Here is a 13,995-nt window from a genome sequence, read left to right on the forward strand (position 1 = left end):
GACGGCGCCCTTTTTGGTCGGCCAAGCGAGGGGATCAGCCCTGCGCCTGCTCCTCCTCTGCGCCGCCCTGGGGCTGCGCGTCGGCGGTGGCGCCGGGTTCGGCGTTGGGATCGTAATCCTCGACGAAGCCGGCCTCGTCCTTCTCGAACATCGCCGACATGACGTCGACGCCCTGTGCCTGCATCTCGGCCTCTTCGGGCGAGCGCGCTACGTTGACCTTCACCGCCACCGAAACCTCGGGGTGCAGCGAGACCTTCACGTCGTACACGCCGATCGCCTTGATCGGCTTGTCGAGCACGATCGCCGACTTGGCGACCTTGTGGCCATCGGCGACCAGCGCCTCGATCAGGTCGCGCACCGCGACCGAACCGTAGAGCTGGCCGGTGTTCGACGCCTGACGGATCAGGGTGATCGATGCGTTCTCGAAGGTCTTGGCCTCCTTCTCGGCATCGCCGCGACGCGAGGCGTTGTCCGATTCGATCCGCGCGCGGTTCGATTCGAAGACCTTGCGGTTGGCTTCGTTGGAGCGAAGCGCCTTCTTGTTCGGCAGCAGGAAGTTGCGGGCGTAGCCGTCCTTCACCTTCACCACGTCGCCGATGGCGCCGAGCTTCTCGACGCGCTCAAGCAGAATGACGTCCATGTTCCGGACTCCTTACTTAACGACGTAGGGCAGCAGGCCCAGATGACGCGCGCGCTTGATCGCCTGGGCGAGCTCGCGCTGCTTCTTCGCGCTCACCGAGGTGATGCGCGAGGGGACGATCTTGCCACGCTCGGACACGAAGCCCTGGAGCAACCGGACGTCCTTATAGTCGATCCGGGGGGCATCCTTGGCCGAGAACGGGCAGCTCTTGCGGCGGCGGAAAAACGGGCGGGCCATCAGTTCTGCTCCCCAGCGAATGCTTCGTCACGGTCACGGCGCGGACGGTCGCCACGGTCGGGCCGATCGCCACGGTCGCCGCGCGGGCCACCATCACGCCCACCTTCACGATCGCCACGGCGCTCGCGATCGCGCTCCTGCTTGCGCATCATCACGGTCGGACCCTGCTCCAGCTCGTCGACCTTGACGGTCATGTAGCGGATTACGTCCTCGTTGATCTGGGTCTGGCGCTCCAGCTCCAGGATCACGCCGCCGGGGGCGTCGATCTCGAGCATGACATAGTGCGCCTTGCGGTTCTTCGCGATCCGATAGGCGAGGCTGCGAAGGCCCCACGACTCGGTCTTCACGACCTTGCCCTGGTTATCCTCGACGATCTTGGTGGCGGCTTCCGCCAGCGCGTCCACTTGCGCCTGTGCCAGATCCTGGCGCGCAAGGAACACGTGCTCGTAAAGAGCCATGTTGCTTCCTTCATTGGCCGATCGCTGACGCCGCCCCGTGCGGTCGCCCCTCCGGCTGTCGTTCAACACACAAAAGCGGAAAGGCTCGCGCCCTTCCGCTCTCGATGTGCGTGCTCTACGCGCTTTCGCGCATTTTGCAACCGGTTCCGCTTAGCGGAAGATGCCCGAGAAAACCTGGGCGATCACGTTGTTGCCGCGGATCAGCACCGCGTCGTTGCCCGACCGGACATAGCGGTAGCCGCGGGGCGGCGCGCGCAGGCCGCGATACTGGCGATAGTCGATCTGGCGATAGTTGCGGGCGTAACGCTGTTCGAAACGCTGGCCCTTGCGCCAGTTGCGATAGGTCGGCTGGGTGACCACGCGGCGCTGGGTGACGACGGTGCGGCCGTTGGCCTTCTGGCGGACCACCGTGGTCTCGCGGTCGCGCTGCGGTGCTGCCTCGGCGGCGGATACCGCGAGCGGGCTGGCGATCAGGGTCGCGGCGATGGCGCTGAGGATCAACTTCTTCATGATATTCTCTCCCGTGTCGTACGGCGCCGGCATCGCGGCGTCGGACATCTATCTAAGCGTCGTCTGTCGCGAACCCGTCCCGATCGGAGGGCCAAATGGTCGCGAACTGTCGCAACGCCGCGCGCTTCGTTCAGGTTGCATCGGCGGGGCGGCCTGCCTACTCCGCGCGCCCAACGCCCGCTGGGCGACGATAGACAGGGAGAGCTACATGCGCGCCTTCATCTTCCCCGGCCAGGGGAGCCAATCGGTCGGCATGGGTCAGGCGCTTGCCGCCGCCAGCGCCACCGCCCGCGAGGTGTTCCAGGAGGTCGACGATGCGCTCGGCCAGCGGCTGTTCCGGATCATGGGGGAAGGCCCGCCCGACGAACTCACCCTGACCCAGAATGCGCAGCCCGCGATCATGGCGAACGCGATCGCCACGCTGCGGGTGATCGAGCGCGAGGGCGGCGTCCGCCTCGCGGACAAGGCCGATTACGTCGCCGGACACAGCCTGGGCGAATATACCGCGCTGTGCGCCGCGGGGGCGATCGATCTCGCGACCACTGCGCGGCTGCTGAAGCTGCGCGGGCTGGCGATGCAGGCGGCGGTGCCGGTCGGGCAGGGCGGGATGGCGGCGCTGCTCGGTGCCGATCTCCGCATCGCACAGATCATCGCCGAGGCGGCGGCGGAGGACGATGTCTGCACCGTTGCCAACGACAACGATCCGACCCAGGTCGTGATCTCCGGCAGCAAGGCTGCGATCGACCGCGCGATCGGACTCGCCAAGGACCACGGCGCCAAGCGCGCGATCGCGCTGCCGGTGTCGGCGCCGTTCCACTGCCCGTTGATGCAGCCTGCCGCCGACGCGATGGGCGCGGCACTCGACGAAGCGCGGATCGAGGCGCCGCTGGTGCCGGTCTATGCGAACGTCACCGCGGCGCCGGTCACCGATCCCGACACCATCCGCCGTCTGCTGGTCGAACAGGTCACCGGCATGGTCCGCTGGCGCGAATCGGTGCTGGCGATGCAGTCCGCGGGCGTCGATCGCTTCGTCGAGATCGGCGGCAAGGTGCTCGGCCCAATGGTAAAGCGCATCGCGCCGGACGTGGACGCGATCAGCGTGGTGACGATGGACGACATCGAGGCGCTGGTGCGGGATTCATAGTGCACGCAAAGGCGTAGAGAAGGTGTTGCGCGCAGAGGCGCAGAGAACGCGGAGGAAGAAGTGGGTTCGCGCGATATCGACGTGATCAGCGGGGATGTCGTCGATATCGCCTTGCGATTGCATCGCGATCTTGGGCCCGGCTTGCTCGAAAGCGTCTACGAAGCCGTTCTGGCAGCGCGACTTGCGTCCATCGGCTATCCCGTCGCGCGGCAGCAGCCTGTGGGAATCGAGTTCGAGACCGTCAAAATCGATGCCGCTTTTCGGATCGACCTACTCGTCGACGGTCGCCTGATCATCGAGATCAAGTCCGTCGAGCATCTTCTGCCGGTTCATTCGAAACAACTGCTGACCTATTTGCGGCTGACCGGGCAGCCCGTCGGACTGCTCATCAATTTCGGCGGAGCGACGCTGAAGGAGGGGGTCAGGCGTCTCGTCAACAATCACCGACCCTCTGCGTCCTCCGCGTCTCTGCGCGAACAATCTTCTTAAATTGGAGTACAACATGTTCGACCTCACAGGCATGACCGCCCTCGTCACCGGGGCGTCGGGTGGTATCGGGTCCGCGATCGCGCAGGCGCTCGCCGCGCAGGGCGCGCGGTTGGCGGTGTCGGGGTCCAATCGCGACAAGCTCGAGCAGTTCCGCGCCGGCCTCGACGGCGATCACGTCGCGGTGCCGTGCGATCTGTCGGACGGGGCCGCGGTCGATGCGCTGGTGCCCGCGGCGGTCGGGGCGCTGGGCGGCAGGCTCGACATCCTCGTCAACAATGCCGGGGTCACGCGCGACAATCTGGTGATGCGGATGAAGGACGAGGAGTGGGACAGCGTTATCCGCGTCAACCTCGAAGCCGCGTTCCGGCTGGTTCGCGCGGCCGCCAAGCCGATGATGAAGGCGCGGTTCGGGCGGATCGTCTCGATCACTTCGGTGGTGGGGCAGACCGGCAACCCCGGCCAGGCCAATTACGCCGCATCGAAGGCGGGGCTGGTCGGCATGTCCAAGGCGCTCGCGCAGGAGCTCGCCAGCCGCAACATCACCGTCAACTGCGTCGCGCCCGGTTTCATCCGATCGGCGATGACCGACGTGCTGCCGGAGGCGCAGAAGGCCGCGCTGCTCGGCCGCATCCCTGCCGGCGATCTCGGTTCGCCGCAGGACATAGGCGCGGCGGTGGTCTACCTCGCCAGCCGCGAATCCGGCTACGTCACGGGTCAGACGCTGCACGTGAACGGCGGCATGGCGATGATCTGACGGGGTGATCTGATGCTTGCCACGTGAACGACCCCGTTCTACGTGCGTTCAGGAAATCCAAACCCCAAGATCGAAAGAGGGAATGACATGAGCGAGACCGCCGACCGCGTGAAGAAGATCGTCGTCGAGCATCTCGGCGTCGAAGCCGACAAGGTGACCGAGGATGCGAGCTTCATCGACGATCTCGGCGCAGACAGTCTCGACATCGTCGAGCTCGTCATGGCGTTCGAGGAAGAGTTCGGGGTCGAGATCCCCGACGACGCCGCCGAGAAGATCGCGACCGTGAAGGACGCGATCACCTATATCGACGAGCACAAGGCCTAAGGGTCTGGGGCCTGAGGGTCCGGGGCTTACGGTACGGGTCGGGTCCGGGGACCGGTGCCTTGGCCCGCCCGCGAGGGCAGGATATGAACGGCTTTCCGTCCCCGTGTTCGAGGGCGGGAAGCCGTTTTTCGTGAAACGACGTGAGTTGAGGAGCTTGGCATGCGGCGCGTTGTCGTAACCGGATTGGGGATGGTCACGCCGCTCGGCGCGGACGTCGAGACCGTGTGGGCGAACATCCTCGCCAGCAAGTCGGGCGCTGGGCCGATCACGCATTTCGATGCGAGCGACCAGAAGTGCCGGATCGCGTGCGAGGTGAAGCCCAAGGATCATGAATATGGCTTCGATCCCGACAAGCGCGTCGATCACAAGGTTCAGCGCCAGGTCGATCCCTTCATCATCTACGGCATCGATGCCGCGGGGCAGGCGCTCGAGGATGCGGGCCTCGAGGATATGGACGAGGCGCTCAAGCTGCGCACCGGTGTCTCGATCGGATCGGGGATCGGTGGCCTGCCGGGCATCGAGATCGAATCGATCAACCTGCACGAACGCGGCCCCGGCCGGGTCAGCCCGCACTTCGTTCACGGACGCCTGATCAATCTGATCAGCGGTCAGGTGTCGATCAAATACGGCCTGATGGGTCCCAACCACGCGGTCGTAACCGCCTGTTCGACGGGCGCGCATTCGATCGGCGACGCGGCGCGGATGATCAAGGACGACGATGCCGACATCATGCTGGCCGGCGGTGCCGAGAGTACGGTCAACCCGCTCGGCGTCGCGGGGTTCGCGCAGGCGCGCGCGCTCAACATGAGCATGAACGATCGGCCGACCGAGGCGAGCCGGCCCTACGACAAGGACCGCGACGGGTTCGTGATGGGCGAGGGCGCGGGGGTCGTCGTTCTGGAGGAATATGAGCACGCGAAGGCGCGCGGCGCGAAAATCTACGCCGAGGTCGTCGGCTATGGGCTGTCGGGCGATGCCTACCACGTCACCGCCCCGCATCCCGAAGGCAAGGGCGCCGAGCTCGCGATGCGGATGGCGCTGCGCAAGGCGGGCATGGAGCCGTCGGACATCGACTATATCAACGCGCATGGCACATCGACGATGGCCGACACCATCGAATTGGCGGCAGCGAAGCGGGTGTTCGGCGACGATCTGTCGGGCGCGTCGATGTCGAGCACGAAATCGGCGATCGGGCATCTGCTGGGCGGCGCCGGCGCGGTGGAAAGCATCTTCTGCATCCTGGCGATCCGTGACCAGATCGTGCCGCCGACACTCAATCTCGACAATCCGGACGACGGCACGGAAGGCGTCGACCTGGTTCCGCATACGGCGCGCAAGCGTGAGGTGAAGGCGGTGCTCAACAACAGCTTCGGCTTCGGTGGCACGAACGCCTCGCTGGTGATGCGCGCGGTCTGACGCTTGTGCGTAAGCCGGGCTGCCTCGTCCTGATCCTCGGCCTCGTCGCAGTGGCGGCCGTGCTGTTCGCGTGGCACGACTGGCGGGGCGCGGGGCCGGCCGCCAGGCCGTTGTCGGTCCAGATCGCCGAGGGCAGCAGCCTGGCCGGTGCGGCGACCGAACTGGAGCGGGCAGGGGCGATCGGCTCGGCACGGCGCTTCCGGCTCTATGCTCGCTTTCTCGGCTCGGGCGAGCCGATCAAGGCGGGTGAGTACGGCATTTCGGCGAATGCGAGCGCTGCCGAGATCCTCGCGATGCTGCAAGGTGGCAAGGTCCGCCAGCGCCTCGTGGTCGTACCGGAGGGTTACCCGTCGATCATGGTCGCCGAGGTCCTGGCACGGACCGATGGCCTGACCGGCGCAGTGCCGTCGATCGCGGAAGGATCGGTGCTGCCCGACGGCTACGCCTTCCAGCGCGGCGATACCCGGGCGGCGCTGGTCGCACGCATGCAGAAGGCGATGCGCGATTACCTCGCCGCGTCCTGGGCGAAGCGCAAACCCGGCATCGCGGTGCGCACGCCGCAGGAGGCGATAGTGCTCGCGTCGATCGTCGAGAAGGAAACCGGCAAGCCCGCCGAGCGCACCACGGTCGCCGCGGTGTACGGCAACCGGCTGCGTGTCGGCATGCCGCTCCAGGCCGATCCGACGGTGATCTACCCCATCACCAAGGGCAAGCCGCTGGGGCGCCGCATCCTGCGGTCCGAACTCACCGCGAAGAACGGCTACAACACCTATGCCGAGCGCGGGCTGCCGGTCGGGCCGATCGCCAACCCCGGCCGCGCCTCGATCGACGCGGTGCTGGCCCCGGCGCAGAGCAGGGCGCTGTATTTCGTCGCGGACGGCACCGGGGGGCATGCGTTCGCGGACACGCTGGAACAGCACAACGCCAACGTGAAGAAATGGTACGCGATCAGGCGTGCCCGCGGCGAGATGTGAGCGGCGGGTGAGCACCCGTGTTCCTGCGCGCTCAGGAACCCAGGGTTACGGAGGGCAACGATCTCGGCGCTGGGCGCCTGCGTGCGCAGGAGCACGGTGCCGCGGCGCGGGCCGCCCCTAATGCCGTAGCGCGTTCGCCGCGCGGGCTTTCAGTTCGACCTCGGCCATGGTGCCGCCGGTCACCCAGCTGCCGCCGACGCAGAGCACCGGTTTGAACGCCAGCCAGTCGGGCGCGGTCGCTTCGGTGATGCCGCCGGTCGGGCAGAAGCGGCATTGGTAGAACGGCGCCGCCAGCGCCTTCAACGCCGTCAGCCCGCCGCTCGCTTCGGCGGGGAAGAACTTGAAGTGCGTCAGTCCAAGGTCGAGCCCGCGCATGATGTCGCCGGCGTTGGCGATGCCGGGCAGGAACGGCACGCCGCTCTCGATGATCGGGGTGGCGAGGCGGTCGCTCAGCCCCGGGGACACGATGAACTCGGCGCCCGCGTCCATCACCTCGGCGAATTGTTCGGTGTTCACCACCGTGCCCGCGCCGACGATCGCGCCGGGCACCTTCTTCATCTCGACGATCGCGTCGATTGCGGCGGGGGTGCGCATCGTCACCTCGAGCACGCGCAATCCGCCCGCGACCAGCGCCTGGGCGAGCGGCAGCGCGGTCGCGGCGTCGTCGATCACCAGCACCGGGATGACGGCGCTGGTCTGCATGATGTCGGCAATGTTTGTCATGAATGCTCCTGCGCGAAGGCGGCGGCGGCGCCGAAGAGGCCCGGCTGGGGATGGGTGATGAGCTTGACCGGGATCGCGGCCATCAGCGTCTGGAAGCGGCCCTTGGCCACGAAGCGTTGATCGAACCCCGATCGCAGCAAGCGGTCCTTGATCCGCAGGCCGAGCCCGCCTGCGATGACGACGCCCTTGGCGCCGTGTGCGAGCGCGAGATCGCCCGCCACCGCGCCGAGCGCGAGGCAGAACCGGTCGAGCGCGGCGAGCGCGATCGAATCGGTGCCGTCGAGCGCCTCGGTCCAGATCGTGCGGTCGTCATGGGTCGGGACCGGCCGGCCCTCCATCGTCGCCAGCGTCTCGTAGATCGCGACGATGCCCGGGCCCGAGCAGATCCGCTCGGTCGATACGCGGGTGAAGCTGCGCCGCAGTCGCTGCACGAGCGCGTCCTCGATCCCGTCGAGCGGCGCGTAATCGACATGCCCGCCTTCTGTCGACAGCACGTGATAGCGGTCGGCCGTCTTCAGCACCTGCGCGACGCCCAGCCCCGTGCCGGGCCCGCAGACCGTGGTGACCCCGAGCCCCGGCAGCGGCGTGTCGGGGCCGCAGAGATGGACGAAGTCGGCCGCTGGCAGCTGCGCCACGGCATGGCCCACCGCGCCGAAATCGTTGATCACGGTATAAGTGTCGGCACCCAGCCGTTCGGGGATCAGCGACTGGCGGATGATCCAGGGATTGTTGGTCAGCCGGATCACGTCGCCCGCGATCGGCGAAGCGACCGAGATCGCGGCGTTGCGGGGGAGGGGGCCACCGTGGATCTTCTCGAACGCCTGCCACGCGGTCTGGAGGCTGGCATGGTCCGCGGTCTTCTGGGTCACCGGCTCGCCGAGCGAGACGACACGCCCGCCATCGACCTCCGCGATCGCGAAGCGGGCATGGGTTCCGCCGATATCGGCACAGACGACTTGCATCATTGTCTCCAGAGTTCGATCGTCAGGCCGGAAGCGATGTCGTCATAGCCCGGCGCCCGCCAGCATCGCCGACGCGCCCTTTTCGGCTTCGTCGGCCAGGCCGCGGAACATCCCGAACAATTCGCGACCCATGCCGGTGGCAGCGGGCGGATCGGCGGCGAGCGGGCGTGCTGCCCATTCGGCATCGTCCACCAGCGCTTCAAGCGTGCCGTTTACCGCGTCGACGCGGATCACGTCGCCGTCGCGGATCCGGCCGATCGCGCCGCCGCCGAGCGCCTCGGGCGAACAATGGATCGCGCACGGCACCTTGCCGCTCGCGCCCGACATCCGACCGTCGGTCACCAGCGCGACCTTGTACCCGCGGTTCTGCAGAACGCCGAGCGGGGGGGTCAGCTTGTGGAGTTCGGGCATGCCGTTGGCGCGCGGCCCCTGGAACCGCACCACGACCACCACGTCGCGCTCCAGTTCGCCGCGGCGAAACGCCTCGATCACGTCGAGCTGATCGTCGAACACCAGCGCGGGCGCCTCGATCACCCAGCGGTCCTGCTCGACAGCCGACACCTTGATGCACGCGCGCCCGATATTGCCTGCGAGGATCCGCATGCCGCCATCGGGCGAGAAGGGCGCGTCGATCGATCGCAGGATGGTCTCGTCGCCGCTCTTGCCGACCGGCTGCCAGGCGAGCCGGTCGTCCTCGATCACCGGCTTTTCGGCGAAGGCGGAGAGATCGTCGCGCGCGATCGTCATGATGTCGCGGTGGAGATAGCCGCCCGCGATCAGCTCGCGCACGACATAGGGCATGCCGCCCGCCGCCTCGAACGCGTTCACGTCGGCAGAGCCGTTGGGATAGACCCGCGCGATCAGCGGCACCGCGCGCGACAGCCGGTCGAAATCCTCCCAGTCGATCACGAGGCCGGCGGCCCGCGCGATCGCGGGGACGTGGAGCAGGTGGTTGGTCGATCCGCCCGTCGCCAGCAGCCCGACCGCGGCGTTGACGATCGCGCGCTCGTCGACGCAGTGGCCGAGCGGACGATAGTCGTTGCCGTGCCAGCCGATCTCGGCCAGCCGGTGCACCGCGGCACGGGTCAGTTCCTGGCGCAGCTTGGTGCCCGGATTGACGAACGCGGCGCCGGGCATGTGCAGGCCCATCACCTCCATCATCATCTGGTTGGTGTTGGCGGTGCCGTAGAAGGTGCAGGTGCCCTTGGAATGATAGGCCGCGATCTCGGCGTCGAGCAGTTCCTCGCGCTCCGCCAGCCCCTCGGCAAAACGCTCGCGCACCGCGGCCTTGGCCTTGTTGGGCAGCCCGGTCGGCATCGGCCCGCCGGGGATCAGCACCATCGGCAGGTGGCCGAAGCGCAGCGCGCCCATCAGCAGGCCCGGCACGATCTTGTCGCAGATGCCGAGCAGCGCCGCGCCCTCGAACGTGCCGTGACTGAGAGCGATCGCGGTCGATAGCGCGATCGTGTCGCGGCTGAACAGCGACAGCTCCATGCCCGGATAGCCCTGGGTCACGCCGTCGCACATCGCCGGCACGCCGCCCGCAACCTGCGCGGTCGCGCCGGCCTCACGCGCCCACACCTTCATCAGCTCGGGATAGCGGTAATAGACCGCGTGCGCCGACAGCATGTCGTTATAGGCGGTGACGATGCCGATGTTCATGCCCGCGCCCGACTTCATCGTGTCGCGATCTTCCTCGGTGCCGGCATAGGCGTGGGCCAGGTTGGCGCAGCCGAGCGACGGCCGACGCGCGCCGTTCTCGCGCTCGCGATCGATCAGCGCGAGATAGGCGGCGCGGCTGTCGCGCGACCGTTCGATGATCCGGTCGGTGACCGCGGTGACGTCCGGGTTCATCGCCATCGTGGTCAGGCCGCCCAGTGGATGTCGACCGGGAGCTCGACGTCCGCCAGCACGCGGCCGATCGGATAGGCGGAGCCCGCGCCCTGCTTGATCGCGGCCTCGATCACCGTGCGCTTCTCCGCGCCCGTTACCGCGATCAGCAGCGCACGGGCGGTGACGATGCCCTCGCGGCTGAGCGTGACGCGGGGCACCGGTGCCTCGGGCGGCAGCGGCTCGGGCATCACGCCGAGCGCGCGGCGCTCGCGCGGACCGGCGAGTGCCTCATCGAGATCGGGGCCGGGGAAGATCGACGCGGTATGGCCGTCGCCGCCGACGCCGAGCAGGCAGAGATCGAGCGGCCAGTGCAGGTCCTGCATCAGCGCGTCGGCCGAACGCCCGGCGGCCTTGTAGTCGGCGGTCGCGGTCGGGACGATCGGCATCACCCGCGCACCCTTCGGGATGAACGCCTTGGCGATCATCGTCACGTTGGACAGCGGATCGCCGAGCGGCACGACGCGCTCGTCGGTCGGCACGATCGTCACGCGCTTCCAGTCGAGCTTCGCCGCGGCGAGCTTCGCGTAGATCGGCACCGGGGTCTTGCCGCCCGACAGCGCGATCACCGCACCACCACGCGCATCGATCGCGCTTTCGATGATGAACTGGATGTCGCCCGCTACCGCGGCGGCCATCTCCTCGGCGTCGTCATAGTCCCACCATTCGATCTCGGTCATAGCAACTTCCCATTGGGTCCGTTCGTGGCGAGCCGGGGCGCCGGTGGTGCAGGCCCGTGTCCACCCGGTCGACGAAGCGGATAGATCAATCGTCCTGCCAGGTCACGCCGTCGCGCTCGGTCAGCGCGATCGCGGCGGACGGCCCCCAGCTGCCCGACGGATAGGTCTTCGGCTTCATGTCGTTCGCTGCCCAGCCGGCGCGGATCGCGTCGATCCAGGTCCATTGCGCCTCGATTTCGTCGCGGCGCACGAACAGCGTCTGGTCTCCCTCGATCAGGTCGAGCAGCAGCCGCTCATAGGCGATCCGCCGGCGCGAGCCAGCAAAGGCGGCGTCGAGGCTCAGGTTCAGTGGCACTTCGCGCAGGCGAACGCCCTCGCGGTCGAGCCCTGGCTCCTTGGCCATCACCAGCAGCTGGACATATTCCTCGGGCTGCAGGCGGATGATCAGCATGTTGGGCTGGAGCAACCCGCCGCGCCCGGCGAACATCGAATGCGGCACCGCCTTGAACTGGATCGCGATCTCGCTCCGCCGTGCCGCCATCCGCTTGCCGGTGCGCAGGTAGAACGGCACGCCCTGCCAGCGCCAATTGTCGACATGCGCCTTGATCGCGACGAAGGTCTCGGTGGTCGACGGCTTGCCGAGTTCGTCGCCATAGCTCTTGACGATCGCGCCCTTCACCGCGCCATCGGCATATTGACCGGTCACGGTGACCTGCGGCGTCTCCTCCGGCTTGATCGCGCGCAGCGATCGGATGACCTTCGCCTTTTCGTCGCGGATCGCGGTGCCGTCATAATGCGACGGCGGCTCCATCGCGATCAGCGCGAGCAGCTGGAGCATGTGGTTGGCGACCATGTCGCGCAGCGCGCCCGCGCTCTCGTAATATCCGGCGCGCTCCTCCAGCCCGACCGTCTCGGCGATCGTGATCTGGACGTTGTCGATCCCGCGCGCGTTCCACACCGGTTCGAAGAAGGAATTGCCGAAGCGCAGCGCCAGGATGTTCTGGACCGTCTCCTTGCCGAGATAATGGTCGATCCGGAAGATCCGGTTCTCCGGGAAGACCGCGGCGACCGCGTCGTTGATCTCCTTGCTCGACGCGAGATCGTAGCCGAGCGGCTTTTCCAGGCCGATCCGTACGGTGTCGCCCGCCAGCCCGACCTTGTGGAGCCCCGCGATCGCGGGCTCGAACAGCGACGGCGCGGTCGACAGGAAGATCGCGAGGCCGCCCGACACGTCGCCGACCTTCTCCGCCAGCGATGCGAAGCTGCCGGGGTCCGACAGGTCGACATTGTGATAGAACATGCGCTCGAGGAACGAGCCGACGGCTTCCTCGCCCGCGCGATCGTCGGGCAGGAACTGGTCGAGTGCGGCCTTCGCGAAATCGCGGTACGACGCGTCGTCATGATCCGCGCGCGCGGCGCCGGTGATCGTGAGCCCCTCGGGCAGCAGGCCGTCGGCGTGCAGGCCGTAGAGGGAGGGCAGCAGCATGCGCTGCGCGAGATCCCCGGTAGCCCCGAACAGGAGCATCTTGCCGACCGGATTGCGCTGCATGACGTACCTTCGCTTAGAGGACGAGACCGGCGAGCGGATCGAGACCGGCCATCAGGTTGAGGTTCTGGACTGCCGCACCCGCGGCCCCTTTGCCCAGATTGTCGAGACAGGCAACCAGTCGCGCCTGCTCGCCGCTACGGTTTGCGAACACATACAGGTCGAGCCGATCGCTGAGCGGTGCGTCGCGGGCGATCAGCAACTCGCCCGGCGCCTCGTCGTGCACCGTGATCACCGGCTGGTGATCATAGGCGGCGTGGAGCGCATCGAGCATCGCCGCGCGCGACGGGCGGGTCGGCAAGGCCGCGAGCGGCAGCGGCACCTCCACGATCATGCCGCGGAACGCCCGCGCGACCATCGGCGCGAACACCGGGGGATGAGCGAGCCCGGCATGGCGCTGCATCTCGGGCACGTGCTTGTGTTCGAGCGCGAAGCCATAGTCGCGGAACGCCAGCGTCTCGTCGTCATCGAACCGCTCGATCAGCGATTTGCCGCCGCCCGAATAGCCCGAGATGGCGTTGACGGTCAGCGGCCAGTCGTGCGGCACCAGCCCGGCGCGGACCAGCGGCGCGACCAGCGCGAGGAAGCCGGTGGGGTAGCAGCCGGGATTGGAGACGTTGGCCGCGCCCGCGACATCGAGGCCGAGCTCGGGAAAGCCATAGGTCCAGCCATCGGCGGTGCGATGCGCGCTCGATCCGTCGATCACGCGGGTGCCGCTGTCGATCAGCGCCATCGCCTCGCGCGCGGCGTCGTCGGGCAGGCAGAGGATCGCGATGTCGGCGTCGTTCAACGCCTCGCGCCGCGCCGTCACATCCTTGCGGCGATCGTCGGCGAGCGTCACCACCGCGAGATCGCCGCGACCGGCGAGGCGATCGCGGATCTCGAGCCCCGTGGTGCCGACCGCGCCGTCGATGAACACCGTGACGGTCACGCCGCGGCCGCCACGTCCAGCGCGGTGCGATCGACATAGCCGACCAGCCCGTGATCGGGTGCGACGCCCCAGGCATTGCCGCCCGCCAGTTCCAGCACCTCGAACCGATCGCCCACCGCGATCGCCGCGAGCGGCGCCGACGCCGAGTCGCGGGTCGATTGCAGCGGGACTGCACGCGTCGCGACGCACTGCAGCGGCGCGGCGTAATGCGGGGCGAACACCAGCGATGCCAATCGGACGTCGGCGAGATCGCCGCGCACCGCGTGGGTGGATGGATCAAGCACCGCCGAGCGTCCGGTCAGCGCGAACGACTGGCG

General features: G+C 67.9%; 17 protein-coding genes. 6 read left to right on the top strand and 11 right to left on the bottom strand.

The features are described from left to right. Positions 1–34: 34 nt before the first annotated feature. From rplI to ACT009_RS02625, 4 genes are all read right to left on the bottom strand, one after another. Positions 35–640 (bottom strand): 50S ribosomal protein L9, encoded by a 606-nt coding sequence (gene rplI, locus ACT009_RS02610; RefSeq protein WP_445192836.1) that lies wholly within the window; start codon positions 638–640, stop codon positions 35–37. 12 nt (positions 641–652) lie between these two features. Beyond that, on the bottom strand, positions 653–877 hold the full coding sequence (gene rpsR / locus ACT009_RS02615) for a 30S ribosomal protein S18 (protein ID WP_007403456.1): 225 nt from the start codon (positions 875–877) through the stop codon (positions 653–655). Then, positions 877–1,335 (bottom strand): 30S ribosomal protein S6, encoded by a 459-nt coding sequence (gene rpsF, locus ACT009_RS02620; RefSeq protein ID WP_445192837.1) that lies wholly within the window; start codon positions 1,333–1,335, stop codon positions 877–879. The genes rpsR and rpsF overlap by 1 nt, the downstream gene beginning before the upstream one ends. 150 nt (positions 1,336–1,485) lie before the next feature. After that, positions 1,486–1,845: an RcnB family protein gene (locus tag ACT009_RS02625; protein WP_445192838.1), complete on the bottom strand. Its 360-nt coding sequence runs from the start codon at positions 1,843–1,845 to the stop codon at positions 1,486–1,488. Between the two features lie 208 nt (positions 1,846–2,053). On the opposite strand from ACT009_RS02625, the gene fabD reads away from it, so the two are divergent. From fabD to mltG, 6 genes are all read left to right on the top strand, one after another. Beyond that, complete coding sequence (gene fabD, locus ACT009_RS02630) at positions 2,054–2,989, top strand: ACP S-malonyltransferase (protein ID WP_445192839.1); 936 nt, start codon at positions 2,054–2,056, stop codon at positions 2,987–2,989. A 60-nt stretch (positions 2,990–3,049) separates the two neighbouring features. Then, a complete protein-coding gene (locus tag ACT009_RS02635) occupies positions 3,050–3,478 on the top strand; it encodes a GxxExxY protein (protein ID WP_445192840.1) in 429 nt (142 codons plus the stop codon). Between the two features lie 13 nt (positions 3,479–3,491). Continuing rightward, positions 3,492–4,232 carry a 3-oxoacyl-[acyl-carrier-protein] reductase gene (gene fabG, locus ACT009_RS02640; protein WP_445192841.1) on the top strand — a complete coding sequence of 247 codons (741 nt, stop codon included), beginning with the start codon at positions 3,492–3,494 and terminating at the stop codon, positions 4,230–4,232. 87 nt (positions 4,233–4,319) lie between these two features. Next, positions 4,320–4,556, top strand: a complete 237-nt coding sequence (locus ACT009_RS02645) for an acyl carrier protein (protein WP_031393971.1) — start codon at positions 4,320–4,322, stop codon at positions 4,554–4,556. Between the two features lie 159 nt (positions 4,557–4,715). Beyond that, a complete protein-coding gene (gene fabF / locus ACT009_RS02650; protein WP_445192842.1) occupies positions 4,716–5,972 on the top strand; it encodes a beta-ketoacyl-ACP synthase II in 1,257 nt (418 codons plus the stop codon). A gap of 5 nt (positions 5,973–5,977) precedes the next feature. Then, positions 5,978–6,946, top strand: a complete 969-nt coding sequence (gene mltG / locus ACT009_RS02655) for an endolytic transglycosylase MltG (RefSeq protein ID WP_445192843.1) — start codon at positions 5,978–5,980, stop codon at positions 6,944–6,946. Positions 6,947–7,063: 117 nt separating this feature from the next. Here the strand turns inward: mltG and eda are convergent, their stop codons facing one another. The 7 genes from eda to ACT009_RS02690 form a co-directional block, all read right to left on the bottom strand. Next, on the bottom strand, positions 7,064–7,669 hold the full coding sequence (eda, locus tag ACT009_RS02660) for a bifunctional 4-hydroxy-2-oxoglutarate aldolase/2-dehydro-3-deoxy-phosphogluconate aldolase (RefSeq protein ID WP_445192844.1): 606 nt from the start codon (positions 7,667–7,669) through the stop codon (positions 7,064–7,066). Next, positions 7,666–8,631 carry a glucokinase gene (glk, locus tag ACT009_RS02665; protein ID WP_445193988.1) on the bottom strand — a complete coding sequence of 322 codons (966 nt, stop codon included), beginning with the start codon at positions 8,629–8,631 and terminating at the stop codon, positions 7,666–7,668. Before glk ends, eda begins: the two co-directional genes overlap by 4 nt. 42 nt (positions 8,632–8,673) lie before the next feature. Beyond that, positions 8,674–10,491 carry a phosphogluconate dehydratase gene (edd, locus tag ACT009_RS02670; RefSeq protein ID WP_445192845.1) on the bottom strand — a complete coding sequence of 606 codons (1,818 nt, stop codon included), beginning with the start codon at positions 10,489–10,491 and terminating at the stop codon, positions 8,674–8,676. Positions 10,492–10,496: 5 nt separating this feature from the next. Then, the gene (pgl, locus tag ACT009_RS02675) at positions 10,497–11,201 is read right to left on the bottom strand and encodes a 6-phosphogluconolactonase (protein WP_445192846.1); all 705 of its coding nucleotides are present in this window, start codon (positions 11,199–11,201) and stop codon (positions 10,497–10,499) included. Positions 11,202–11,286: 85 nt separating this feature from the next. After that, positions 11,287–12,750 (bottom strand): glucose-6-phosphate dehydrogenase, encoded by a 1,464-nt coding sequence (zwf, locus tag ACT009_RS02680; protein ID WP_445192847.1) that lies wholly within the window; start codon positions 12,748–12,750, stop codon positions 11,287–11,289. A 13-nt stretch (positions 12,751–12,763) separates the two neighbouring features. Then, positions 12,764–13,678, bottom strand: a complete 915-nt coding sequence (gene argC, locus ACT009_RS02685) for an N-acetyl-gamma-glutamyl-phosphate reductase (RefSeq protein ID WP_445192848.1) — start codon at positions 13,676–13,678, stop codon at positions 12,764–12,766. Continuing rightward, complete coding sequence (locus ACT009_RS02690) at positions 13,675–13,962, bottom strand: SH3 domain-containing protein (RefSeq protein ID WP_445192849.1); 288 nt, start codon at positions 13,960–13,962, stop codon at positions 13,675–13,677. The genes argC and ACT009_RS02690 overlap by 4 nt, the downstream gene beginning before the upstream one ends. Positions 13,963–13,995: the final 33 nt, after the last annotated feature.

The sequence above is a fragment of the Sphingomonas sp. Tas61C01 genome, from assembly GCF_052567495.1.